The 24,027-nt window shown below is 58.5% G+C and carries 17 protein-coding genes, 1 tRNA gene and 2 pseudogenes; 13 read left to right on the top strand and 7 right to left on the bottom strand.

From position 1 onward, the window contains the following. Positions 1-88: 88 nt before the first annotated feature. The 4 genes from HMPREF1022_RS13380 (at position 89) to glgP (ending at position 9,393) form a co-directional block, all read left to right on the top strand. Positions 89-2,209, top strand: coding sequence for an amylo-alpha-1,6-glucosidase (locus tag HMPREF1022_RS13380; RefSeq protein WP_008685231.1), 2,121 nt, complete (start codon positions 89-91; stop codon positions 2,207-2,209). Positions 2,210-2,393: 184 nt separating this feature from the next. Beyond that, positions 2,394-3,713, top strand: coding sequence for a glycosyltransferase family 4 protein (locus HMPREF1022_RS13375; protein ID WP_009303517.1), 1,320 nt, complete (start codon positions 2,394-2,396; stop codon positions 3,711-3,713). Next, complete coding sequence (locus HMPREF1022_RS13370) at positions 3,713-5,023, top strand: glycoside hydrolase family 57 protein (protein WP_009303516.1); 1,311 nt, start codon at positions 3,713-3,715, stop codon at positions 5,021-5,023. Before HMPREF1022_RS13375 ends, HMPREF1022_RS13370 begins: the two co-directional genes overlap by 1 nt. A 110-nt stretch (positions 5,024-5,133) precedes the next feature. Next, positions 5,134-9,393, top strand: coding sequence for an alpha-glucan family phosphorylase (gene glgP, locus HMPREF1022_RS13365; protein ID WP_009303515.1), 4,260 nt, complete (start codon positions 5,134-5,136; stop codon positions 9,391-9,393). A 119-nt stretch (positions 9,394-9,512) separates the two neighbouring features. Here glgP and tnpA read toward each other — a convergent pair whose 3' ends face one another. From tnpA to HMPREF1022_RS13350, 3 genes are all read right to left on the bottom strand, one after another. Further along, positions 9,513-9,965 carry an IS200/IS605 family transposase gene (gene tnpA / locus HMPREF1022_RS13360; RefSeq protein ID WP_009303514.1) on the bottom strand — a complete coding sequence of 151 codons (453 nt, stop codon included), beginning with the start codon at positions 9,963-9,965 and terminating at the stop codon, positions 9,513-9,515. 189 nt (positions 9,966-10,154) lie between these two features. Next, on the bottom strand, positions 10,155-10,805 hold the full coding sequence (locus HMPREF1022_RS13355) for a hypothetical protein (RefSeq protein WP_009303512.1): 651 nt from the start codon (positions 10,803-10,805) through the stop codon (positions 10,155-10,157). Between the two features lie 215 nt (positions 10,806-11,020). Next, the gene (locus tag HMPREF1022_RS13350) at positions 11,021-11,818 is read right to left on the bottom strand and encodes an MBL fold metallo-hydrolase (protein WP_009303511.1); all 798 of its coding nucleotides are present in this window, start codon (positions 11,816-11,818) and stop codon (positions 11,021-11,023) included. A gap of 134 nt (positions 11,819-11,952) precedes the next feature. On the opposite strand from HMPREF1022_RS13350, the gene HMPREF1022_RS13345 reads away from it, so the two are divergent. Beyond that, complete coding sequence (locus HMPREF1022_RS13345) at positions 11,953-12,357, top strand: winged helix-turn-helix transcriptional regulator (protein ID WP_009303510.1); 405 nt, start codon at positions 11,953-11,955, stop codon at positions 12,355-12,357. Between the two features lie 104 nt (positions 12,358-12,461). On the opposite strand, the gene HMPREF1022_RS13340 is transcribed toward HMPREF1022_RS13345, so the two are convergent. Both HMPREF1022_RS13340 and rfaD read right to left on the bottom strand, forming a co-directional pair. Further along, the gene (locus tag HMPREF1022_RS13340; protein ID WP_009303509.1) at positions 12,462-14,552 is read right to left on the bottom strand and encodes a methyl-accepting chemotaxis protein; all 2,091 of its coding nucleotides are present in this window, start codon (positions 14,550-14,552) and stop codon (positions 12,462-12,464) included. Positions 14,553-14,964: 412 nt separating this feature from the next. After that, complete coding sequence (gene rfaD / locus HMPREF1022_RS13335) at positions 14,965-15,936, bottom strand: ADP-glyceromanno-heptose 6-epimerase (RefSeq protein ID WP_009303508.1); 972 nt, start codon at positions 15,934-15,936, stop codon at positions 14,965-14,967. A 608-nt stretch (positions 15,937-16,544) separates the two neighbouring features. Between rfaD and HMPREF1022_RS13330 the strand changes: the two genes are divergently transcribed. From HMPREF1022_RS13330 to HMPREF1022_RS13310, 5 genes are all read left to right on the top strand, one after another. Further along, the gene (locus HMPREF1022_RS13330; RefSeq protein ID WP_008685213.1) at positions 16,545-16,871 is read left to right on the top strand and encodes a hypothetical protein; all 327 of its coding nucleotides are present in this window, start codon (positions 16,545-16,547) and stop codon (positions 16,869-16,871) included. Next, the gene (locus HMPREF1022_RS13325; protein WP_008685211.1) at positions 16,864-17,658 is read left to right on the top strand and encodes an ABC transporter ATP-binding protein; all 795 of its coding nucleotides are present in this window, start codon (positions 16,864-16,866) and stop codon (positions 17,656-17,658) included. The genes HMPREF1022_RS13330 and HMPREF1022_RS13325 overlap by 8 nt, the downstream gene beginning before the upstream one ends. Continuing rightward, a complete protein-coding gene (locus tag HMPREF1022_RS13320) occupies positions 17,655-18,818 on the top strand; it encodes a SufB/SufD family protein (RefSeq protein WP_008685208.1) in 1,164 nt (387 codons plus the stop codon). Before HMPREF1022_RS13325 ends, HMPREF1022_RS13320 begins: the two co-directional genes overlap by 4 nt. A 79-nt stretch (positions 18,819-18,897) precedes the next feature. Beyond that, a tRNA-Ile gene (locus tag HMPREF1022_RS13315) sits at positions 18,898-18,973 on the top strand. A gap of 173 nt (positions 18,974-19,146) precedes the next feature. Beyond that, entirely contained in the window at positions 19,147-20,334 is a 1,188-nt protein-coding gene (locus tag HMPREF1022_RS13310; RefSeq protein WP_009303507.1) for a tyrosine-type recombinase/integrase, read from the top strand. Positions 20,335-20,403: 69 nt separating this feature from the next. Here HMPREF1022_RS13310 and HMPREF1022_RS13305 read toward each other — a convergent pair whose 3' ends face one another. Together HMPREF1022_RS13305 and HMPREF1022_RS19130 are read right to left on the bottom strand one after the other, a co-directional pair. Then, positions 20,404-20,847, bottom strand: a complete 444-nt coding sequence (locus HMPREF1022_RS13305; RefSeq protein WP_035061813.1) for a hypothetical protein — start codon at positions 20,845-20,847, stop codon at positions 20,404-20,406. A gap of 61 nt (positions 20,848-20,908) precedes the next feature. After that, a complete protein-coding gene (locus HMPREF1022_RS19130; RefSeq protein WP_442852270.1) occupies positions 20,909-21,172 on the bottom strand; it encodes a Rha family transcriptional regulator in 264 nt (87 codons plus the stop codon). Between HMPREF1022_RS19130 and HMPREF1022_RS13300 the strand changes: the two are divergent. The 3 genes and pseudogenes from HMPREF1022_RS13300 to HMPREF1022_RS13295 form a co-directional block, all read left to right on the top strand. Beyond that, positions 21,139-21,381 (top strand): annotated as a pseudogene (locus HMPREF1022_RS13300) (BRO-N domain-containing protein); the annotation flags it as partial. The gene HMPREF1022_RS19130 and the pseudogene HMPREF1022_RS13300 overlap by 34 nt on opposite strands. 57 nt (positions 21,382-21,438) lie before the next feature. Beyond that, a pseudogene (locus tag HMPREF1022_RS19190) lies at positions 21,439-21,540 on the top strand (BRO family protein); the annotation flags it as partial. A gap of 348 nt (positions 21,541-21,888) precedes the next feature. Beyond that, positions 21,889-23,994, top strand: coding sequence for a hypothetical protein (locus HMPREF1022_RS13295; protein ID WP_009303504.1), 2,106 nt, complete (start codon positions 21,889-21,891; stop codon positions 23,992-23,994). The last annotated feature ends 33 nt before the right edge of the window (positions 23,995-24,027 follow it).

Here is a 24,027-nt window from a genome sequence, read left to right as displayed (position 1 = left end):
GTCTCGCGCTGCCTTTCGCACCTAACCTCTCTGATCTCCAGCAGCACCGCCCGGCCATCATTCTAACCCTATACGCCAAGGAGGCCGTATGAGGTTCAGTTTTGACAAGGCCGCCTGCCAGAACACCCGCAGAGCATTGCGCAAGGAATGGCTGCTGACCAACGGGCTGGGCGACTATGCCGGCAGCAGCATCCTGTGTTGCAATACGCGCAAATACCACGGGTTGCTCACGGTCAACACGCCGCTGGGAAGGCATGTGCTGCTCTCCGCCCTGGAGGAATCGGTCATGGGCGGGGGCAAGGAGTTCTTTCTCTCCACCCGCCAGCATCCCAGGACCCTCTACCCGCACGGGCACGAATATCTGGAAAGTTTCCGCCTGGACCAGTGGCCCGAATTCACCTACCGGGTGGGCGACGTGCGCCTGCGCCGGGAAATGTTTCTGATCCACGGAACAAGCCGCCTGCTGCTGCGCTGGTCCATCCAGGGCCTTTCCAAGCTGCCCCCGCTGACCCTGCGGATCAAGCCCCTGCTGGCCTACAGGCACTTCCATGCCCTGACCAGAGCCAATTCCCATCTGCACGTGCGCACCCAAGACGTGCTGCGGGGCTTCAGCATCACGCCCTATGAAGGCCTGCCCACGCTGTATATGCAGGTGCGCGGCCCCTTCACCTTCCTGCCCTCGCCGGACTGGTTCCACAATGTGGAATACATGCAGGAACGCGAACGCGGCTTCCCCGACAGCGAGGACCTGTTCCAGCCCGGCATTCTGGATATTCCCCTGCCGCCCCTGCCCGAAGGGGGCAGCGTCTACATGGCTGTGGGCACCGAGCCGGTCGCGGAAGACGGGGAGGATCTGGAGGCAATCTGGGAAGCCGAAAGCCGGGCCAGGACCAAAGCCCACCACAACGGCGGCGGCCTCATCGGCCACCTGGCCCAGATGGGGCGGCAGTTCTGCATTGAAACGCCCTCAGGCCGTCCGGCGGTGCTGGCCGGGTACCACTGGTTCGACGCTTGGGGCCGCGACACCCTGATTTCCCTGCCCGGTCTGGCTTTTTACGGCGACCGCACGGAATTCGGCCTGCGCGTACTGAAGCAAGTGGCCGGCAGCCTGAAAAACGGCCTTACGCCCAACTGCTTTGCCGAGGACGGCAACCACGCCTACAACTCGGCGGACGCCTCCCTCTGGTACGCCTTTGCCGTGCAGTGCTACCTCCAGGAAAATCCCGAGGGCCTGAACTGGGTGCGCGAGCATGCCTGGCCCGCGCTCAAGGCCATTGTGAGCGGCTACCGCCAGGGTCCGGGCATGGATATCTTTGTGGACGAGAACGGCCTGCTGCACGCGGGCAACGCCCACACCCAGCTGACCTGGATGGACGCCCAGGCCGACGGCCGCCCGGTGACCCCGCGCCACGGCTGCCCGGTGGAGCTGAACGCCCTCTGGTACAACACCCTGGCCTTTGTGGATTATCTGGCGGGCGTCTTCCGCGAGCCCAAATGGGAGGACGCCAAGGGCCTGCGCGCATTGCGCACAAGCTTTTTCGAGCACTTCTGGGTCACGCGCGGCGGCGGCTATCTGGGCGACGTCTGGCGCGACGGCATGTTGGACCAGAGCGTGCGGCCCAACCAGATTTTGGCCGTCTCCCTGCCCTATCCCGTGCTGGAAGAGCAGCACCAGCCCCAGGTGGTGGAATGCGTGCGCAACAAACTGCTCACGCCCTTCGGCCTGCGCACCCTTTCGCCCGACGATCCGGGCTACCGGGGCCGGTACGAGGGCGGACCGGCCAGCCGCGACGCGGCCTACCATCAGGGCACGGTCTGGCCCTGGTTGCTGGGGCATTACACCGACGCCCTGCTGCGGGTGGCCTGGGATGTGGACGGCGCGGTCCAGGCCCTGCTGGACCGGGTGACCCCGTTGTTCTGCGACCACCTCACGGACGCAGGCCTGGCAAGCATTTCCGAAATTTTCGACGCCTCCCCGCCCTACCGGCCCAACGGCTGCATTGCCCAGGCCTGGAGCGTGGCGGAGTGCCTGCGCATGCTGATCCGGCTCAAGCGGGCCGCCCCCGGCGTATACAAGGCCTGGGAAAAACTGGCGGCCTACCGTCTGGCAAATCCCATTTCCGGGGATACGGCCGGCGTCTGCCGGGTAAGCATGACCCTTGCCGACGATGGCGAACCCATAAACAAAACGGAGTCCCGGCGGGGCTGAGCGGCCCCGCGCTCCTGGAAATATCGGAACGTGCTGATTTATGAAAACGTTTGCTCTCTGCCGGGGAAGCGAATTCCGGGCGAAACAGCGTGTATCAAGACATACATGAGTTTCGCACGGGGGAACCTGACGCAGGCAGAAAACAAAAAAAACGTTAATCAGGGCTTCCAAAGAGGAATCACCAATGCGAGTGCTTATGTTCGGCTGGGAATTTCCGCCGCATATCAGCGGCGGCCTGGGCACGGCCTGCTACGGCATGACCCAGGCTCTGGCCAAAAAAGGCGCACAGATAATCTTTGTGTTGCCGCGTGTCGGCGCGGGCGGCCGGAACGGTTTCCTGCGGCTGGAGTCGGCCTCGGGCACGCCCATCAGCGAAGAGGCGGCGGAGCGCATGACCCGCGCCGGGCAGGACGTCTGGCAGGACAACATCCGTTTCATGGCCGTATCCAGCCCGCTTACCCCATATATCACCCCGCAGGGCTACGCCGAATCCCTGAACTGGCTGACCCGCACGCCCGGCGGCACGGATCTGCGCACCTGGTCCGGCGCGCCCTTCACCTTTCAGCTCAAGGGCGGCTACGGCCCGGACCTGATGAGCGAAGTACGCCGCTTCAGCCGTCTGGCCGCGACCATCGCCATGCGCGAAAGCTACGACGTGATCCACGTCCATGACTGGATGACCTATCCCGCGGGCATGCTGGCCCAAACCCTGACCGGCAAACCCCTGGTGGCCCACATTCACGCCACGGAATACGACCGCAGCGGCGAAAACATCAATGAGCAGGTGGCGGCCATCGAGCGCGCGGGCCTGCTGGCCGCCGACCTGGTGGTGGCCGTGAGCCGCCTGACCCGCAAGACCGTCATCGAACGCTACGGCGTGCCGCCGGAAAAGGTGGTGGTGGTCTACAACGCCGTGGCCCGGCATGAAGTGGAACGCCGCTACGAAATTCCGCCGCGCATCCGCCATGAAAAACGGGTGCTCTTCCTGGGTCGGGTCACGTTCCAGAAGGGGCCGGAATACTTCATGGAGGCGGCCCGCCTGGTGCTGCAAAAAATTCCCAACGCGCGCTTTTTCATGGCCGGCAGCGGCGACATGCTGCCCCAGCTCATCCGCCGCGCGGGACAGTTGCGCATCGGACACCGTTTCCACTTCGCCGGTTTTCTGCGCGGCGAACAAGTGGACCGCATGTTCGCCCTGAGCGATCTCTACGTCATGCCTTCGGTGTCCGAGCCCTTCGGCATCACGCCGCTGGAGGCCATGCTTTACGACGTGCCCGTGCTGCTCTCGCGCCAGTCCGGCGTGTCCGAGGTGCTGGAGCACGCGCTCAAGGCCGATTTCTGGGACACCCGCGACATGGCCGACAAAATCTGCGCGGTTCTGCGTTACCCCTGCCTGGCTGCGGAATTGGTAAAAAACTGCCGGGAAGAAATGAAATCCATCCGCTGGGAAAATGCCGCGGATCAACTGATGGCCGTTTACCGCAACGTATCCGGAGGTAACTGATGCCAGCGCTCTGCCTTTGCTATGAAGTTCACGAACCGTACCGGCTCTGCCGTTACACGGTTTTTGATATGGGACAAAACTCACTTTACGAGGACGACGACCACAACTGCGACGCCCTGCTGCTCACGGCCCGCACCTGCTATCTGCCCATGAACGACCTGCTGCTCAAGCTGATCCGCCGCCACGGCAAGGCCTTCAAGGTGGCTTTTTCCATCTCGGGCACGGCCCTGGACCAGTTCGAGCAGTACGCGCCCGAGGTGGTGGAGAGCTTCCAGGCCCTGGCCGATACCGGCAACGTGGAATTTGTGGCCGAAACAGCGCCTCACTCCCTGGCCTTTCTCTACTCCCGGGATGAATTCGACATCCAGGTCAGGGAACAGTGCGAGCGGATCAAGCGGCTTTTCGGCAAAAAACCCACGACCTTCCGCAATACGGAGTTCGTCTACAACAACGACCTGCCCGTGGCTCTGGAAAAGTTGGGCTTCAAGGCCGTGCTGGCCGAGGGCGCGGACCATGTGCTGGGCTGGCGCAGTCCCAATTATGTCTACAGACCGATTTCCACGCCCCGGATGCGTCTTTTGCTGCGCAACTCGTCCCTGTCCACGGACATCGGCCTGCGCTTCAATGATCAGGGCTGGGACCAATGGCCGCTCACGGCGGAAAAGTACGCCTCCTGGTGCCACAGCTTTGCCGCTTCGTCCGAAATCATCAACATCTTCAACGATTACCATTCCTTCGGCCTGCGCAATCCCCGGGAGTCGGGCATTTTCGACTTTATGGAAGCCCTGCCCGCCGCCCTGCTGGCCCACAAGGATTTCCACTTCGTGACGCCCGCCGAAGCGGTCAGGAAAATCGACGCCGTGGGCGAGGTGGACGTGCCCGAATTCATGTCCTGGGACGACGAGGGGCGCGACCTCACAGCCTGGCTGGGCAACGACATGCAGAAGGACGCCATCCACACGCTCTATGCCCTGGCCCCGCGCGTGCGTAAGGTGGGGGCGCCGGATCTGGTGCGCGACTTTGAGCGCTTGCAAACGTCGGATCATTTCCATTATATCTCAACAAAATGGTTCGCCGACTTCCTGTCCGACCGGCCCAATCCCTTCGACAGTCCGTATGACGCCTACATTACCTATATGAATGTGCTGGCCGACTTTGAGATGCGCCTGACCGCGGCGGAAGAAGCGGCGGCCGAAGCCGGAAAAACAACAAGAAAAACACCCCGGACAACGGCAACGGGAACCGCCGAAAAAAAGAGGGCCGCTCCCGCCGACAAGGCCGGAGGCGCAAAGAAAAAAACATCCGCCTGAAAAGGTTGCCCCTTCCGGGAACTGTCGCCCTCCGCCGTTTTTGAGACGGACGGAGGGCAATGGCCCGTGACGCGGCGCTTTATATGCGGGCGGGCCCACAAGGAGTCTCTATGGATTTCAATAACGCCCCTGTCACGCTGTTTGAAGTAAGCTGGGAAGTTTGCAACAAGGTGGGGGGCATTTATTCCGTGGTCAGCAGCAAGGCGCTGCAGGCCGTGGAAACTTTCGGCGAGGATTACTTCCTGCTGGGCCCTTCCCTGCAACAGAACGCCGGTTTTGAAGAAACAGACGAACATATCTGGGATTCGCTGCGCCTGGCCTTGAGCACCAGAGATCTCAAGTGTCGCCTGGGCCGCTGGAACATACCGGGACGGCCCAAGGCCATTCTGGTGGATTTTTCCCAGCGTTACTCCAGCAACCAGCTGTTGTACGAAATGTGGAAAAATTACGGTGTGGACTCCCTTTCCGGCGGCTGGGACTACATTGAGCCGGTCATGTTCGCCACGGCCTGCGGCGAGGTGATTGCGGCCATCCATGAGAGCTTGGTGCAGCCCTTGGGCGGGCGTTCCGTGGCCCTCTTCCACGAATGGATGTGCGGCGCGGGCCTGCTGACCCTGAAAAAATTGGCTCCGGCCGTGGGCACGGTCTTCACCACCCACGCCACCATGCTGGGCCGCGCTCTGGCCGGAACCGGCCGCGACATTTACAGCAATCTGCGCAGCATCAATCCCGCCACCGAGGCCGCCGCGCAGAACATCACGGCCAAATGGTCCCTGGAAAGCGCCTCAGCGCGCGAGGCCGACGCCTTCACCACGGTCAGCCCGATTACCGGCGAGGAATCCACGGTCTTTCTGGGCCGCCAGCCCGACGTCATCACGGTCAACGGCCTGGATCTGCGGGTGATCCCCGACTTTTCGGAAGAGCGCGAAAAACCGCTGGCCACCCGGGCCAGAATCCTGGAGGCCGCCGACCGTTTCCTGCGCTGCAAGCTGCCGGAAAATACCCGCATCTTCGCCATTTCCGGCCGCTACGAGATGCACAACAAGGGCATCGACATTTTTCTGGAGGCCCTGGCCCGCGCGGATCAGAACCTGGCGGGCACGGACGCCTCGATCCTGGTTCTCTGCCTGGTCATGGGCGGCCACACGGGCATCAACCCGGCGGCCGTCTCCGGCGATCCCAACGCCACGGACAACGGCCAGCCCTTCATCTGCACCCACTACGCCTGGAACGCCCCGCAGGACCCCATCATCAACGCCTGCCGCCGCCTGGGCCTGAACAATGCCTGCGACAAACGCGTCAAGGTCATCTTTGTGCCCGCCATGCTGGACGGCAACGACGGCTTCTTCAACATGCCCTACGAGGACGTCATTTCGGCCTGCGACGTGGGCTTTTTCCCCTCCTGGTACGAGCCCTGGGGCTACACTCCGCAGGAATGCGCGGCCTGGGCCGTGCCCACCCTGACCACGGACCTCTCCGGTTTCGGCATGTGGGCGCGCCAGTTCGCCCAGAAGGAAGCCGAAGCGCGCCCCGGCGTGCACGTGATGCCCCGGCGCGGCACCAACTTTGAACAGGGCGCGGCGGCCCTGCACGAGCGTGTGCTCCAGGCTGCGGCCGCGCCCCAGGAAAATCTGGCCGTCTGGCGCAAAAACGCCCGCGCCCTGGCCGAGCAGACTTCCTGGCGCTATTTCTTCACCCATTATATCGAGGCCTTCCAGCTGGCGCTGGAAAAGGCCGACACGCGCATCTGCCACTCCGGCAACGGGCGGGAAAGCCTGAACCGCATTCTCACGGCCTCGTCTTCGGCCACCCCCTTTCTGCGGCCCATCATGGCCGTGGCCGAAGTGCCCAAGGCCCTGGCGCGCCTGCGCGACCTTTCCACCAATCTCTGGTGGTGCTGGCACGACAAAGCCAAAGCCCTGTTCATGGCCATCAATCCCCAGCTCTGGAGCGAATGCCGCAACCCCATCCGGGTGCTGGAAGAGGCCGATCCGGAACGCCTCAACTACCTCATTTACAATGAGGAATACATGCGCCTCTACGACGAGGTGCTGGCCGAATTCGACGCTTACATGGCCGAGCCCCTGCGCGTGCTCAGCGAGCATGTGACGCCGGAACACCCTGTCGCCTATTTTTCCACGGAATACGGCATCAATGAGTCCGTGCCCATTTATTCCGGGGGCCTGGGCGTGCTGTCCGGCGACCATCTCAAATCCGCCTCGGACATGGCCGTGCCCCTTTTCGGCATCGGCCTGCTCTACAAAAACGGCTACTTCAAACAGGAAATCGACGCCGACGGCCGCCAGGTAGCCCAGTATCCCATGAACAACTTCGCGCAGCTGCCGGTCAAACTGGTCTACGACGACAGCGGGGAACCCGTCTTTGTGCAGCTGGAGCTGCCCGGGCGGATTCTCTTCGCCCGGGTCTGGAAAATGCAGGTGGGACGCGTGGCCCTCTATCTCATGGACACGGACACCCGCCGCAACACCGAGGAAGACCGCAAGATCACGGACCGCCTTTACGAGGCTAACCGCGAGATCCGCCTGCTTCAGGAAATGCTCCTGGGCATCGGCGGCATGCGCTTGATCCGCACTCTGGGCCTTGCTCCCCACGTTTATCACATGAACGAGGGACACTCGGCCTTCATGGTCATCGAACGCCTGCAGGAATGCATGATCATGGGCATGAGCTATGCGGAGGCCACGGTGCGGGTGCGCTCCAATACCGTGTTCACCACGCACACGCCGGTGGCCGCGGGCAACGAGGCCTTTTCCCTGGACCTTATGGGCCGCTATTTCGGCGGCGTCGCCTCCAAGCTCGGCCTTTCCTGGCAGCAGTTCGCCCAACTCGGCCAGATGGAGGGCGGCAACAGCCAGTCCTTTGAAATGACCGTGCTGGCCCTGCGCCTTTCCTCCAAGGCCAACGGCGTGAGCCGCCTGCACGGCGAAGTTTCGCGCCATATGTGGAACAAGCTCTGGAAAAGCCTGCCCCTGGCCGAAACCCCCATCGACTACGTGACCAACGGCGTGCACACGCCCTCCTATGTGGGCATGCACATGCACGAGATCCTCAACCAGTATCTGGGGCCGGACTGGCTCCAGGCCGGGCCGGATTCCCCGATCTGGAACAAGGTGGACGAGATTCCGGACGACGCCTACTGGTCGGCCCGCATGACCCAGAAGGAAGACCTGCTGGACGCCCTGCGCGCGGGCATTCCGGCCTTTGCGCAGAAGTTCAAGCTCGACCGGGGCCAGCGCAAGAGCATGGAAAACCTGCTCAAGCCGCATACCCTGCTCATCGGCTTCGCCCGGCGCTTCGCGCCCTACAAACGGGCCACCCTGCTCTTTGCCGACCCGGACCGGCTGGCGCGCATCCTGAACAATCCCGAACGGCCCGTATGCCTGGTCTTCGCGGGCAAGGCCCATCCGGCGGACGAGGCAGGCATAAACCTGATTCAGGAAGTGCTGCGCATGAGCCGCGATGAGCGCTTTTTGGGCAAGATCTTCTTTATGGAGGATTACAGCCTGGCGGTTTCCCGCCTGCTGGCCCAGGGCTGCGACATCTGGCTGAACACGCCGCGCCGTCCGCACGAGGCCTCGGGCACCAGCGGCATGAAGCTGCCGGTCAACGGCGGCATCAACCTGAGCATTTCCGACGGCTGGTGGTGCGAGGGCTACAACCGCCAGAACGGCTGGACCATCGGGCCGGTGGTCACCACCGAACTGCCCAGCGACGAACAGAACGACTATGCCGACGCCGACGCCCTGTACACCCTGTTGGAAAACGCCGTGCTGCCGCTCTATTTCGACGTGAACAACGCCGGTCTGCCCGCCAACTGGATCGCCATGTCCAAGCGCTCGCTGAAAAGCCTTACGGCCATGTACAGCAGCAACCGCATGCTCAACGACTATATCCGGCTGGCCTATATGCCGGGCGCCAAACGCCGCGACATGCTGGCCGAGGACGACTGGGCGCTCTGCCGCGATCTGGCGGTCTGGCAGCAGGACCTGCCCGCGCGCTTCGGCACGGTGAAGATGGAGGAAATCATCATCAGCGGCGCGGACGGCAACACCATGACCTGCGGCGAGCCAGTCAGCGTGCGCCTGCACATGCATCTGGGCCAGATGAAGCCCGAGGAAATACTGGTGCAACTGGTCATCGGCCGCGCCTACGCCAACGGCAACTTCCGCAACAAGCCCGAGGTGCTGCGCCTTGAGCCCCGCGCCGCGGACCACGGCGAGGACGGCATGAACTATTCCGCCACCTACATTCCCACCCACAACGGGCATTACCGCTACGGCATCCGGGTCATGCCCGTGCACAAGGGTCTGGCTTCGCCCCTGGAAACCGGGCTGGTGCTCTGGGGCTGAGACCGGAATACCTCCAAAATCAGCACCGCCCCTTCAAGGGGCGGTTTGATTTGGCCCTATAAGGGCCTGTTACTCGTCCGCCCCCTGAAGGAGGCCAGACCTGACTTCCGCCGCTATTCCTAGCGACCCATAAATGGGTCTTTATGTTCAAACAAACTACGCTGATCGGCTATTTTGTCTCGTACCTCTTGCTCACGAATATACTTCAAAAGAGTGGCTTCATTCACCCCTACCGTGCTGACAAAATAGCCTTTGCACCAGAAATGACGGTTCCCAAACTTATATTTCAAGTTCGAAAACTGCTCGAATATCATTAACGCGCTTTTTCCCTTCAAGTATCCCATGATTTGTGCCACGCTATACTTGGGAGGTATTTTTATGCACATGTGGACGTGATCAATACATGCATGCGCTTCTAATATTTCAATCTTTTTATACTCACACAATCTCCTTAATATCAGGCCAATTTCTTTCTTGTATTTGCCATAAATAATTTTGCGCCTGAATTTCTGTGCAAACACGATATGATATTTGCAATTCCAACGCGTGTGCTCTAAACTTTGATCATCCATTGTCGCTCTCCTTTGCTACTACGGAAGTCAGGACAACTTTTTTGTAGCAAAGGAGAGCTTCTTTTTGACAGCTATAGGCTTCGCCTTTTTGGAACTCCCCGCTTAGCGGGGAGTTTTCGATCATAAAACAAGGGGGCACGCCGTGCGGCGTGCCCCCTTTTCCTTTGCTTCGCCGCGCGCGGCGCGTTGTCAGAAATCCACTCGGTCCGGAACGCCGTCCGTAATGCGCACGCACAGCGCATCGCATTGAAAATGCTCCTCGCCGGGACGGACTATTTCACGGCTTGCCCATGTCATGAAAAAAATGGAACGCAGATTCCCGTCCTCATCGACCCTAAACGCCGCGAATACCTCCACGGGGCGCCAGAGTCTGCGGAAATCCCCACGCGCGGGCAACGCCACGCTCCCGCGTCCCTTGCGGACGGCCTCGGCGTTGGCCTTGTCCGCCAACGGTCTGAGCACACTGTCGTAATCCTGGTCCAGCAGTTTCAGCAATGCCCGCTCCGCCCCCCGCAACGCTTCATTCATGGCCGGGACATGGGCGGGAACCCTGCGCCCCGATTCCAGGTCCAGCTCGCACTGGAAAGGCAATGTCGCACCCATGAAACGGATCTGCCGTATCCTGCTTTGCAGCCACTCAGGCGGATTATCGCCGCTACGGCTTCCTGCGCACAGGCGCAGGGGGGAACTCAGCCCGTCCAGCGCCAATACAGGCCCCGTGCAGTCCGTGTCCGGTTCCCGCAGCATGGTCTCTTCATCCAAGGAAAGAGGCGCACTCAAGGCCGGAACCGGGATCATGACCCACCCCCACAGCAAAGCAAAAAGCAGACATCTGAGCATTGCCGGTCTCCGCCGGATGAAGGACAGGCCGCAAGGCACACACATATTGTCAATTTTTTTCAAGGATAGCCCATGCGGGTGGCACTGTCATCTCAGGCACGCCGTGCCGGAACAACTCGCGGGATTTACACAGGGAGAGCACTTTCAATGGAACTCCACTGAAGTAAAAAGCGCGGACGGCTTTAACAGTAAAAGAACCAATTGGGAAACAGCCCCTACAACGGACGCTCGTCAAAAGTACAGACCTCCCCGTCCTCGGGAATGCGCACCCGCTCCGAGAGCCCCCTGGCTTTCACAAATTCCCGCAGTCCGGCGCGACCCAACCGGGCATGGTTGACCGCATCCAGATGGCCGGCGATGATCGTAGCCTGGGGTGCGGCCATGGCCACTTCATACAGGCCGTCCGCGCCCATGAGGATGGGCGTCTCGTCATGAAAACGGGCATCGGCGGCGTTGAGCACGACAACATCGGGCCGATAGCGGTCCAGAGCGGCTCGCACGCCCGCATACCAGACGGTATCCCCGGCCGCGTACAGGGTTTTCTCGCCCGGAGCGGCAAAAACCACGCCGCAGGTCTCGGCTGGAATACCCCGCTCCCGGTAATTGCGCGCTGCTGCCTCGCCCTGGCCGTGCAGGGCATCCGTTCTGTGCAGCGTGATCCCCCCAAAGCCGACGCCCGTTTCCGTAAGAGCCGCGACAGCGGTGAAGCCCAGAGCCCGCATGTCCGAGGCCTCTTTTTCGTTCTGGACAAACACGGGCATGTCCCTGGCAACGGCCTTGCGGGCCGCTTCGTCAAAATGGTCGAAGTGGTGCATATGGGTGACCACGACCGCGTCCACAGCCACGATGGCCTCAATGGGCAGCGGCAGGGGCACAAGGGGATTAGGACTTTCATTGTGGGGCGACGGCACGGGTGGAAGCGCGCCCCGGTCCGCCAGAAAGGGGTCCAGCAGAAACTTCTTTCCGGCAAAGGTAATAATGCTTGTGGCGTTACGGATCTGTTGAAAAATCATGCTCTCATCCTCGCTTTTTCATGGCTCATGAACACAATTGCCTTCCGTTTGATTGTGGATAGTTTTAGAACTATACATATATTTAGAGCAAGAACGCACTTTTTTGGTATATAGTACCTGAAAGGATACTGAAGATGGCGCAAGACGACGCGGACAGCCACGGCAGCGGGAAAAAACCGGGAACACCGGTTCCGGTGGAACGGCACTGTCCGGTGGAAGCCACCGTGGATATCATCGGCGGGAAGTATAAATCCCTGATTCTCTACAAGCTCATTACCGGGACGTTGCGCTTTTCACAGTTGCGCAGGGCAATACCGTGCGCAACGCCCAAAATGCTGACCCAGCAACTGCGCGAACTGGAAAGGGACGGTCTGGTGCGACGGGAGGTCTTTCCCGTCGTCCCGCCCAAAGTGGAATATTCGCTGACGGATTTCGGCAGGAGCATGGAACCGGTTCTGAAGGCCATGTCCGCCTGGGGCAAGGGCTACCTGCTGAAGCAGGAGGCGGAAGGCAAAAGCCCACAGGAAAAGAGCGTCTGAGATCGGCCGCGACAAGCGGCGTCAGGCAATGCGAAAGGGGGGAGCGCCAACGGCGCTCCCCCCTTGTCATCCGGCTGAAAAATCGGACGGAACGGTCCGACCGCTCAGCTCTTCTTCATGTTTTCAATCAATCCGCTCAGAGCCCGCGTCTGTTCCGCCAAGTCCGTCACAGCGCCGGCGGCCGCTTGCATGGCTTGGGCGGTGTCGCCTGCGATGGCGTTGACATGGCTGATGGAGCGGCTGATTTCCTCACTGGAGGCGGACTGCTGCTCCGAGGCCGTGGCAATGGTCCGCACCTGGTCGGCCGTGGAATCGGCCATCTCCACAATCTGCTGCAGGGCTTCGCCGGACTTGCCCGCGAACTCCGTGGCCTCGTCGATGATCCGCACGGCAATATCCACCTGTTCCGCGCTCTGACCGGCGCTCTGCTGGATGGCCTTGATGGCGTTGCCCACATCCGTGGTGGAGGCCATGGTCTTTTCGGCCAGCTTGCGTACCTCGTCCGCCACCACGGCGAAGCCGCGCCCGGCATCGCCCGCGCGGGCCGCTTCAATGGCCGCGTTCAGGGCCAGCAGATTGGTCTGGTCCGCAATATCTGAAATCACGCCCATGATCCGGTCAATGGACCGGGCCTGTTCCGCAAGGGCGCGCATGTCGTCCTTGAGCTTCAGGGACTGTTCCCCCACCCGGTGGATGCTGTCCACGGCCCGCGAAACCACTTCCGCCCCGGCCTCGGCCTTCTGCCGGGTAGCCGCAGAGACCTCCGAGGCGGTGCCCGCGTTCCGGGCCACTTCGGTCACGGTAGCGTTCATTTCCTCCATGGCGGTGACGGTTTCCGTCACCCGGGTGGCCTGTTCCGCCGCGCCGCGCTCGGATCGTTCAATCTGGTCGGAGAGCCCGGCGACCACCGAGCCGACCACGCCCACCACGCCTTCCAGCTGCCCGGCGGCGGCCAGCATGCCTTCGCGCCGGGCATTTTCGGCCTTATGGCGGGCCTCTTCCGCCATTTGTACGGCTTCCTGGGCCCTGGCGGTTTCCGTTTTGGCCAGATCCGACTGTTCGCGGGCCTCGGCGATGCGCTGCTTGAGCGTCGCCACCATGTCGCTCAGAACCTCCTGCAATTGGAACAACTCGCCGTAATAGTCTTTGGGGTCAAGCCGCGCGTCCAGATTGCCAGCCGAAATCTCCCTGGAGGTCTCGACGATGCGCGCCAGGGGCCTGCTGACCGAACGGGCGACCCAGACCGCCCCGGCCAGGGCCAGCAGGGCCAGGGTCAGGGTAATCAGGGCCACAGCCCGCACAGTGGCGTTGCTGCGGGCGTAGATGGCCGCATCGCTCTGCACGGAGACCAGCTTCCAGCCGAAAGAGTTGGTGATGACGTTGGCTTGGATGGCCTCGCCGTCCACGGTCAGGCGCACCACGCCCTTGTCGGTGCCAAAGACCCGCAGCATGCCCGCGTCATTGATGTCCTTGCCCAGCACCTTGCCCACCAAAGCCGGATGCGCGGGTTCGCACAGGATCTTGCCGGTGTTTTCGATAAGCACGAAATATCCGTTGTTGCCCTTGCTCAGTTCCGCAAACTTGTCCGCAAGCAGCTTCAAGGTCACATCTATGCCCAGCACGCCCGCCAGCCTGCCCTGCGCGTCCTTTATCTTGTGTGTAATGGCGAAAACCGTTTCCCCGGACATGGAGGTATAGGCTCCGGCCAGCCCCACATCCTCGGCGGCTCCGGCGCGCGTTACATACCAGGGGCGCTTGCTCATATCGAAATGGGCGGGAAACTTCAGGCCGTCCAGGGTCGTGACCAGACTGCCGTCGGCAAAACCGGCGTACACTTCCACGTAGCTGTCGTAATCCTTGTCAAGGCGCGACAGCGGTTCCATCAGGTGCCGCGCCTCCGGGCTCAGATCCGCCACGCGAAAAACGGTTTCAACATCCTTTTCCACGTAACGGGGAAAAATGCCCCCGGCCCCGGCAAATTCGGTATCTTTGGCGGCTATGGCCGCATTATTGATGGCCGTCTTCAGAAATTCCTCAATATAATCGTTCATCAGGCGCAATTCCACGCTGGAGGAGGAAATGTAATAACTTTCCGCGTCGTCGCGCATCTGTACGGCCACATAGCTGATAACCCCGCCGGCAATGAGCAGGATGGTCCCAATAAAAGCCAGCAAAAATCGTGTTCTGATTGTCATACGACTCCCCCGTGTGTGATTTTCGATACTCCAACTTCCCACGGGATAGTCTATTCCCTCCTCATTTTCTCGATCAACCCGAACAGGGCCCGCGTCTGCCCGGCCGGTTCCGTTACGGCGTCCGTGGCCGCTTTGGCCAGTTGCGCGGCGGCGTCGATGTCGGCGTCCAGAGGGGTTCCAAAAGGCGCATGGCCGTCAGAAGGACGGCCGTACAGAACAGGGCCATGGCCACAACCACAAGCGTGATGATTTTCCCCGCAATAAGCAAACACATGCATCTCCATCACTTCTGAAAATCCCGGACTATGGCGGCGCGCCCAATCCGGCGCATAGGGCGCGTTTTTCCGGCACGCGACCGGCTGGCCGCATGTCGGATATTTTCTTCATATATCGGCAGATTTCCCCGATTGGCTTAGAGGTAGGAGCCCTCTTTCTCAAGATAATTGCAGACGTAATCGGCCACGCCTTCTTCCAGGGAAGTGAAACCCAGGGGACAATCCACGCGGGACAGCCAGTCCATTTCGGCACGGGTGTAATTCTGGTATTTGCCGCGCAGAGTTTCAGGCATATCCACGTAGTCGATGCGGCACTCCCGTCCCAGCGCGGCAAATACCGCCCGGCCCAGGTCATTGAAGCTGCGGGCCGCGCCCGTGCCCACATTATGGATGCCGCTGACGTCCTTGCGCTCCAGCAGCCAGGCCAGCAGGGCCGTGCAGTCCTTGACGTAGACGAAGTCGCGCTTCTGCTCGCCGTCGGCCAGGCCCGGCACGTCGGATTTGAACAGGGACAGCCGCCCGTGCTCCCGGATCTGGCGGTGGGCCTTGACCACCACGCTTTGCATGGAGCCCTTGTGATATTCGTTGGGGCCGTAAACATTGAAGAATTTCAGGCTGACCACCTCGCCGCGCAATTTCTCGCGCAACAGCCAGAGGTCGAAGAGCTGCTTGGAGTAGCCGTACATGTTCAGGGGCGCGAGGCGGGGGATCAGGGCCGGATCGTCGCTGAAGCCCAGACTGCCGTCGCCGTAGGTGGCCGCGGAGCTGGCGTTGATGAAGCGCGCGCCCTTGTCCAGGGCGTAGCGGCAGAGATCGCGGCTGTAGTGGAAATTGTTTTCCATCAGAAAGTCCGCGTCGCGCTCGGTGGTGGAGGAACAGGCCCCCAGGTGGACCACGGCCGTGATCTTCCAGGGCAGGGCGTCGCGCCGCATCAGCTCGTAAAAGCGGTCGCGGTGCAGATAATCCATATAGCGGCGTTTGACCAGATTGCGCCATTTCTCGCTGCTGGCCAGATTGTCCACCACCACGATTTCGTCCAGATCCATGCGATTCAACTGCCAGAGCAGGGCGCTGCCGATAAAGCCCGCGCCGCCGGTGATCACATACATAAGAGCCTCCGTGCGACATGCTAGCCCAAAGCCCGCACGAGCCGCAAGCGGGCCGCCGCGCAGGGCAGACGCATCTAATTCCAGGCTTTGCAGGCTTTTTATTTGCCGTGATGACCCGTCAAAACCAGCCTTTTGTGTGCCGGCTGCGTCATCCGGCGCTTTTTTGCTGCTCATGTACTTGAGTACGCTCTGCTCTCGATGCCCGTAAGGCTCGCCCGGCTCGCCAACGGGCACGGCCCTTTGGGCCGCCTTCCGGTCGGTTTCCGCGCAAAAAGTGTCATTTTCCTTGCCGGCACGCAAAAATCTTGCTTCAGCCGTTGCGACGCAGGAGCTTTAGCCGTAGGCGAACTTGTGAGCCGTACGGATCAAGCAAGCCGCTGACGCGGCAACGGCCAGCGCATTTTCCAGGATTCTCCCGGCACCAGCCATCCGCCTGCGCTTCGCTCCGGCGGAGCAAAGGTGGCTTCGCCTCTTTTTTGTTCTGTCCCCGATCTATCGGGGAATAAAGACTTTTTAGATGCGTCTGCCCTGTGCCCGCCGCGCGCCGGACTGGACACGGCGGCCCAAGTTTGCCATCATATATGAATTGCCATTATAAGGGGTAGCGTATGGAAGTGTGCATCGCCAATATGCACGGCAAAGCGGTCATGCTGGAGCTGCGGGAAGGCGTGGTCTTTCTCGACAATGAGCCCCAGCCCATCAAGAACGTCACCGAAGAGGAACTGGCGGCCTTCAGCGAGGCCGTCCGGGCCATTCCCTACAGCACGGATCCGGGCTACGAGGCCCTGGTCAACGCCAAGCGCGCGGCTTTCATCGTCAACCTGCTGGGCAGGGCCGTGGGCGACGAGTGCATCTCCCAACTGACCCATATTCTGGACCATGTGCATTACGACGTACTGGAATACCTTGGGGAAAACGGGGACAGCGATGCTTGAAATCCATAATCTGCACGTTTCGATCAAGGGCACGCCCGTGCTCAAGGGCATCGACCTGAGCATCGAGCCCGGCGAAACCTTTATTCTTTTCGGGCCCAACGGTTCGGGCAAGACCACCCTGCTGATGACCCTGATGGGCGTTTCCGGCTACGAGGTCACCGAGGGCCGGATCATCTTCAAGGGACAGGACATTACCCACGCGCCCATGTACGAACGGGCCCGCCTGGGCATCGGCATGTCCTTCCAGCGCCCGCCCACCATCCACGGTCTGCCCACGGGCAAGCTGGTGGAGCTCTGCGGCCGGGGACGCGAGATGGACATCCCGGCCATGGCCCGCAAGGTGCACTTCGACCAGTTTCTGGACCGCGACGTCAACGCGGGCTTTTCCGGCGGCGAGATCAAGCGCTCGGAACTTTTGCAGCTCATGGCCCAGCGGCCGGATCTGCTGCTCTTCGACGAGCCGGAATCCGGCGTGGACCTGGAAAACATGGCCCTGGTGGGCAACACCGTGCGCCATCTGCTGGACGGCAGGCCCGACGCCTGCAGCGCCACCCTGCGCGAGCGGGAGCGCAGGCGCTCCACCAGCGGGCTGATCATCACCCACACCGGCCACATTCTGGAATACGTCAACGCGCACCGGGGCCAGGTCATGTACCACGGCAAGCTCTGCTGCGAGGCCCGGCCGCGCGAAATTCTCGACCACATCGCCAACCACGGCTATCAGGAATGCCTGCGATGTCTAGCAGGCGACATGTACGGCAAAATCGCGGAGGCGCCCCTCGTATGAGTACCGTGGATCTCTCCCGCTTTTCCTTCAGCGGCGGTGAAAACGCCGCTCCCATCGACGATCTGACCCGTCTGCCGGCCGAGGACCGCGAACGTCTGGTGCTGGCGGGCATCGACGTCAACGACCGCCAGGTCAGCGGCGCGTTCATGCAGCTCAACCACGCGGGCGTGCACTGTGAGACGCGCCGGGACGGCCTGGAGCTCATGGACATCCGCGCGGCCCTCAAGAAGTTCGACGGGTTGCCGCGCTATTACTGGCAGCTGCTCGACCCGGACAAGGACGACTTCACCCGCATGGCCCGCGAGCACCTGAACGGCGGCTATTTCGTGCGGGCGCGCAAGGGCGCCAAAATCAGCGAGCCCGTGCAGTCCTGCATGTTCATCAAGGGACACGGCGCGGGCCAGAGCATCCACAACATCGTGGTGGTGGAGGAAGGCGCGGAACTGCACATTCTGGGCGGCTGCGCCACGGCCCACGAGGCGCGCGACGCCGCCCACCTGGGCATTACGGAATATTATGTGGAAAAAGGCGGCAAGCTGACCTTCACCATGATCCACAACTGGGGCGACAGCACCACGGTGCGTCCCCGCTCCGCCGGGCGGGTGGAAGCCGGAGGCGAGTTTCAGAACAATTACATCCTGCTCAAGCCCGTGGGCGATCTGCAGATGTACCCGCTGATGGAACTGACCGGAAACAATGCGGTGGCCCGCTTCAATTCGGTCATCGTGGCCCCGGCCGGCTCGTACGTGGACTGCGGCAACCGCATTGAACTCAACGCCCCGGACACGCGCGGCGAGGTCATCTCGCGTGTGCTGACCACGGGCGGCACGGTGATCAACCGGGGCTACATCGGCGCGGCGGCGGCCCCGGCCAAGGGGCATTTGGAATGCAAGGGCCTGATCATGGGCGGCGGACGCATCCATGCCATCCCGGAGTTGAACAGCAACCAGGACGGCGTGGAATTGTCGCACGAGGCCGCCGTGGGCAAGATCGCCCAGGAGGAAATCGAATACCTCATGGCGCGCGGCCTGGACGAGGATGAGGCGGCCTCCACCATTGTGCGCGGTTTCCTCAATGTGGAAATCATGGGCCTGCCCGCGCCGCTGAAAAAAGCCATGGACGAACAGATCGCCCTGCTGGAAACCGGCCACGCCATGTAGCGGACGACGCGGGGGCGAGCGGCCTCGCGCCCGATCCGTCTTGACCGGCGCGGTTGCTTCCGGCTATACGAAAGCTCTCGGGCCTATAGCTCAGTTGGTAGAGCCTCCGGCTCATAACCGGCAGGTCCCAGGTTCAAGTCCTGGTGGGCCCACCAATGCAAGTTCCGCCAAAGTCCGCCGAGGTTCGCAAGACCCCGGCGGGCTTTGCTTTTATGGAAAATCACACTCCGCCAGAGTTCGCCAATGCCCGTTGACATCCGTTCTTTTCTTGGGGTAACTTTTAGGGGTAACTGGCTTATCTCAAAAACTGTTACCCCAAGAGCCACCCATGCCTCTTTCTGACACGGCCCTGCGCAACGCCAAGCCCCAAGATAAACCATACAAGCTGTATGACGCCGGGGGACTATTCATCATTGTTACCCCAGGCGGGGGTAAGTGGTGGCGGCTCAAGTACCGGCTTGGGGGTAAGGAAAAATTGCTCTCGCTTGGGACTTACCCCGACACGGGGTTGAAAGAAGCGCGCGTCAAACGTGATGAGGCTAGAAAACTCATTGCCCAGGGCATTGACCCCAGCGCCCAGCGCCAAGCCATCAAGGCCAGCTTCACAAGCGCGGAGGCTGACTCCTTTGAAGTCGTGACGCGGGAATGGTTTGACAAGCATGTGGTGAATCTCGCGCCCAGCTATGCCAAAAAAGTACGATCTCTCTTTGAGCGCCAGATTTTCCCCGTGGTAGGGGCAAAGCCCATTGCGGAGGTCGAACCTACGGACATCTTGAATGCTGCCCGGCGGATTGAGCAGACCGGAGCTATTGAGACGGCCCACCGCCTGATCCAGATTTGTGGTCAGGTCTTTCGCTACGCCATTGCTACGGGGCGGACCAAGTACGATGTTTCAACCGGGCTTCACGCCGCCCTACCCAAGGTCAACGTCAAGCACATGGCCGCCCTCACGGACAAGAAGCGCATCGGCCAACTTCTGCGAGCCATAGACGCATACGGCGGCTTCTTTCCTATGCGCTGCGCCCTCCGCCTTGCCCCCCTGCTCTTTGTGCGCCCTGGCGAGCTGCAGAAAGCCGAATGGGCGGAATTCGACCTCACGGCAAAAGAATGGCGGCTCCCGGCCAGCAAGATGAAGATGCGCCAACGCCATATTGTCCAGCTCTCACGGCAAGCCTTGGGTATCCTGGCGGAGTTACAGCCCTATACCGGCAACGGGCGCTTTCTCTTTCCCTCCATACGCACAGACACGAAACCGATTTCCATTGAATCCATGCTGGTGGCGATCCGCAGCATGGGCTTTACCAAGGATGAAATGACCATGCACGGCTTCCGGGGCATGGCGTCTACCCTGCTCAATGAGATGGGATATAACCGGGACTGGATCGAGCGCCAGCTTGCCCACGGGGAACGCGACCATGTGCGGGCCGCCTACAACTACGCGGAGCATTTGCCGGAGCGCCGCCGCATGATGCAGGAATGGGCGGATTATCTGGATAGTTTGAAAACGGTGGATTGACGAAAGCCTGCCTTGGCGAGTCGGCAATTAAAAAACAAAAGGAGACAACTTGTACAGAAATAGCCTCTGCTACTCTCCCAGAATCCACCGCGCTGTTTCCTTCGAGGGGACAAGCGCATATTCGCCATTTTCAGATTCAAACAACCATAAGTCCTTATCCAGCTTCTTGGCACGCCCGATACTCATTCTTTCAGAGCTACGCGGCACGGCAACAGATACGTCACGCGGCTCCCGCGGCAACGCCTCCCAAAGGTTCTCGAACCCTCGATAGAATGGCAGCCCCTCAAGCCACTTCCCAGACCAGAAGAAATCTCTCGGTATCTGCCCGTTGGACCGCGCTGCTGTACTGAGCATACGGCTGGCATGATCATGTTCAACAATAAGCACAGTCTCACCCGTGGCGTCTCCGAAGACGATATAAGGGCCTGCTTTTATGGCGCCGATGGATAATTCATCCCCAGGAGACGAAAGTTTCAAGCGGGATAATTGTTGAAGAATACGATCAAGGCTCATTCTAGTACCTCCAGAGGACACGGCTCCCTGTATTAAAAAATGAGCTAAACGAATGTTAGTGTCAATAGCCGGTAAAAACGCATACCCCGGTAGTACACTCCCGGCCTTTTTGTTGAAGAATGTTGAAACTGTCCTTGCTCATGACGTACATGGGAAATTCCTTATTCTGTTCGGATAGATAGGAGGATACTCCAAAATTGGATGTTCCAAATCCGTCATCATCGGCTTCAAGAATGGCGCGAATATCCCGCATGACGTGAAAGTGTTCCCTGCCGTTGAGGCGAACCGTGGTTTGTGGCGAAGGATGTTTGCGAGATTCTTGCACTGGAAAACCCGCGCTCAAGCCTTGCTCTTCTGGACGAGGATGAAAAGGGGGTCCATATTATAGACACCCCTGGCGGAGAGCAGGAAATGCTCACCATTTCCGAACAGGGCCTCTACTTCTTCCTTTTGGATGAGGACGAAAAGGCTGAATTCAGCATTTCTGAAGTCAGGTCTGACGGCGTTACGCAGAAGCGCATAATCAGTATCTGAAGTTGCTACGATGAACCCCAACAGTATTGGGGTTACTTCAGGAATTCTGAAGGAACCTCTCCGCAAGGCGGGAATCCTAATTTACTCATCATCTCCGAATCCGGCCTGTATGCTCTGGTATTCCGCAGCCGCAAGCCCGCGCCTTTTCCAAGGGTGTGAATCTATTTCCGCCCCTTGCGTTCTTCGGGGGCGAGCGCTGAATTTCCAGCGTTCCTCCTATCTCAATGGCGTATCACTTCCGCCCGTCCGGGCAACTCCCTTGACTCACTTGAATTAGTAGATTAATCTTTTATCTTTATTTGATAAAATATATTTGAGTTTTTGGATACCGTTAGAAATACCGTCAACTCCCCAAGGTGATGGCCCATGACTCGAATGGACACAGGCTATTCAATAATTAGCTAAATAATTTTTGGCAACCGATAATCCTTGAGTACTACTCATTGTCTCGTTATAATTACTCGTTCCCAGAAGTAAATTTACCAAATATCAGCATATGGATAGGATATGAGCTTAACCACGAATCTACCGGGCAGATTACGCAATACGACCCTCCCACGGACTCATGCATTGTTGCCCCTATTTGAAGCAGTCGTAAATTCTATCCATGCATGTGAAGACTTGCCTGATAAAGCAATTACGGAAGGCAATATTTCTATACAAATCTTGCGCGAATCCAAACCTATGGAGCAAGCAAGTCTTGTCAGTGATGAAAATACGAAAAAGTATGGCCCGGAGGCTTTACCAGAAATTATTGGCTTCAAAATTACCGATAATGGCGTTGGCTTTAATGATGCAAACATGAAATCTTTCAAAGAACTTGATAGCGACTATAAAGAAGAAAAAGGGTGCCGTGGGATAGGCCGTCTTCTTTGGCTGAAAGCTTTTAAGAATGTAAATGTGACAAGTAACTATTTTTCTGTAGATGAGAAAATATTTCAGCGAACATTTGCATTTGATAAACAGCAGGGTGTTAACCCTACAAATCCAGATGGTAAGCCGCTATCTTCAGCTAACAAGCCTCAAACGGTAGTTACTTTATCAGGATTTTTGCCCGGATATCGCAAATACGCTCCTAAAACAGTACATACTATTGCTCATAATATGTTGGAGCATTGTCTTTGGTATTTTATTCGAGAGGGCGGTCGCCCCCAAATAAGCCTAATTGATGAAAAAACAACTGTTCTTTTAGATGATATATTTGATGGTTACACCCTTGGAAATATTGAGCATGAAACATTAAAAATAAAACAATATGATTTTGAGCTGACATATATAAAGGCACGAAATCCTAATCTTAGTAGTCATGAAATATGCTACTGTGCTGCTGACCGTTTGGTAAAAAAAGAAAACATTACGAACAAAATCCCCGGACTTTATAGAAGGATTTCTGACAAATCAGGTTACTTTGCTTACTTATGCTTTGTAGTTTCTCCTTTTTTAAATGAAAGAGTTCGTTCAGAAAGAACAGGGTTTGATATCGAAGAAAATAGAAACAATGTTGATTCAGACCAATCTAGCCTACTAGGTCTGATAGATGAATCAACTGACGATGAAATAGTTTTTGAAGATATCAATAGCGCAGTACTAACCAAAATTGCTGAACGGCTGGACGTAATTCTTGATAAGAATAAAACAACTGGTCGCCAACGTGTGGAGAGCTTTGTCTCAACAACGGCCCCAAAGTATAAACCCATAATGAGGCATTACCCTGAACTGAATGTTGATCCCGACACTTCTGATAAAGAACTAGATATAATTCTTTATAAGAGGCTTTCAGAGCTTGAACTAAACTTGATTTCTAAAGGCCACGATTTAGTTAATCCGCAAAAAGATGAGCCATTTGAGGATTATGAATCAAGGTTGCAGCAGTATCTCTCAATGGCTAGTGACATAAAAATGTCGGATTTGGCGAATTATGTATCGCATAGAAAAGTTGTTTTGGATTTCTTTGAAGAAGTAATAAAACGACATAGGGATGGAAAATATTCTCAAGAAAATGTTGTCCATCAGCTTATTATGCCAATGCAGGTTGAATCGGATGAAATTAAGTTCGAAGATGCAAACCTTTGGCTGATTGATGAACGACTTGCCTTTCACAGTTATCTTGGTTCAGACAAAACTTTATTGGCAATGCCCATAACGGGAGCTACAGAAACTCTTGAGCCTGATATCGCATGTGTAAATGTATACGATAACCCTCTTCTTGTTAATGAAGGGCAGCAATTACCGCTAGCAAGTATTACAGTTGTTGAAATAAAGCGCCCTATGCGTAATGACTTTACTGAGGGGGAAAAAGATAACCCAATAGAGCAGGCGCTACTTTATGTTCAAAAAATTCGTGATGGGCAAGTTAAGACATCTGGCGGTAGAATAATCCCACAATCCGAGTCTATTCCTGCTTTTTGCTATGTGTTAGCCGACCTGACTCCGAAAATGATTGAAAGAGCAAAGCTTGTTGGCTTGAAACCTACAAGCGACTATATGGGGTATTTTGGTTATAACGATAACTATAAAGCATATATCGAAGTAATTGGATTTGACCGGCTGATTAAAGCCGCGAAAGAACGAAACAGAGCTTTCTTTGATCGACTCGGCTTACCTTCGAAGTAATGAAGCGTGAAATTGAGCAGGGTTCGAAGGGCG

This window comes from Desulfovibrio sp. 6_1_46AFAA (assembly GCF_000224635.1).
Lineage (GTDB): Bacteria > Desulfobacterota > Desulfovibrionia > Desulfovibrionales > Desulfovibrionaceae > Desulfovibrio > Desulfovibrio fairfieldensis.
Note: the sequence above shows the minus strand (reverse complement) of the source record. Positions and strands in the feature narration are given on the sequence as shown.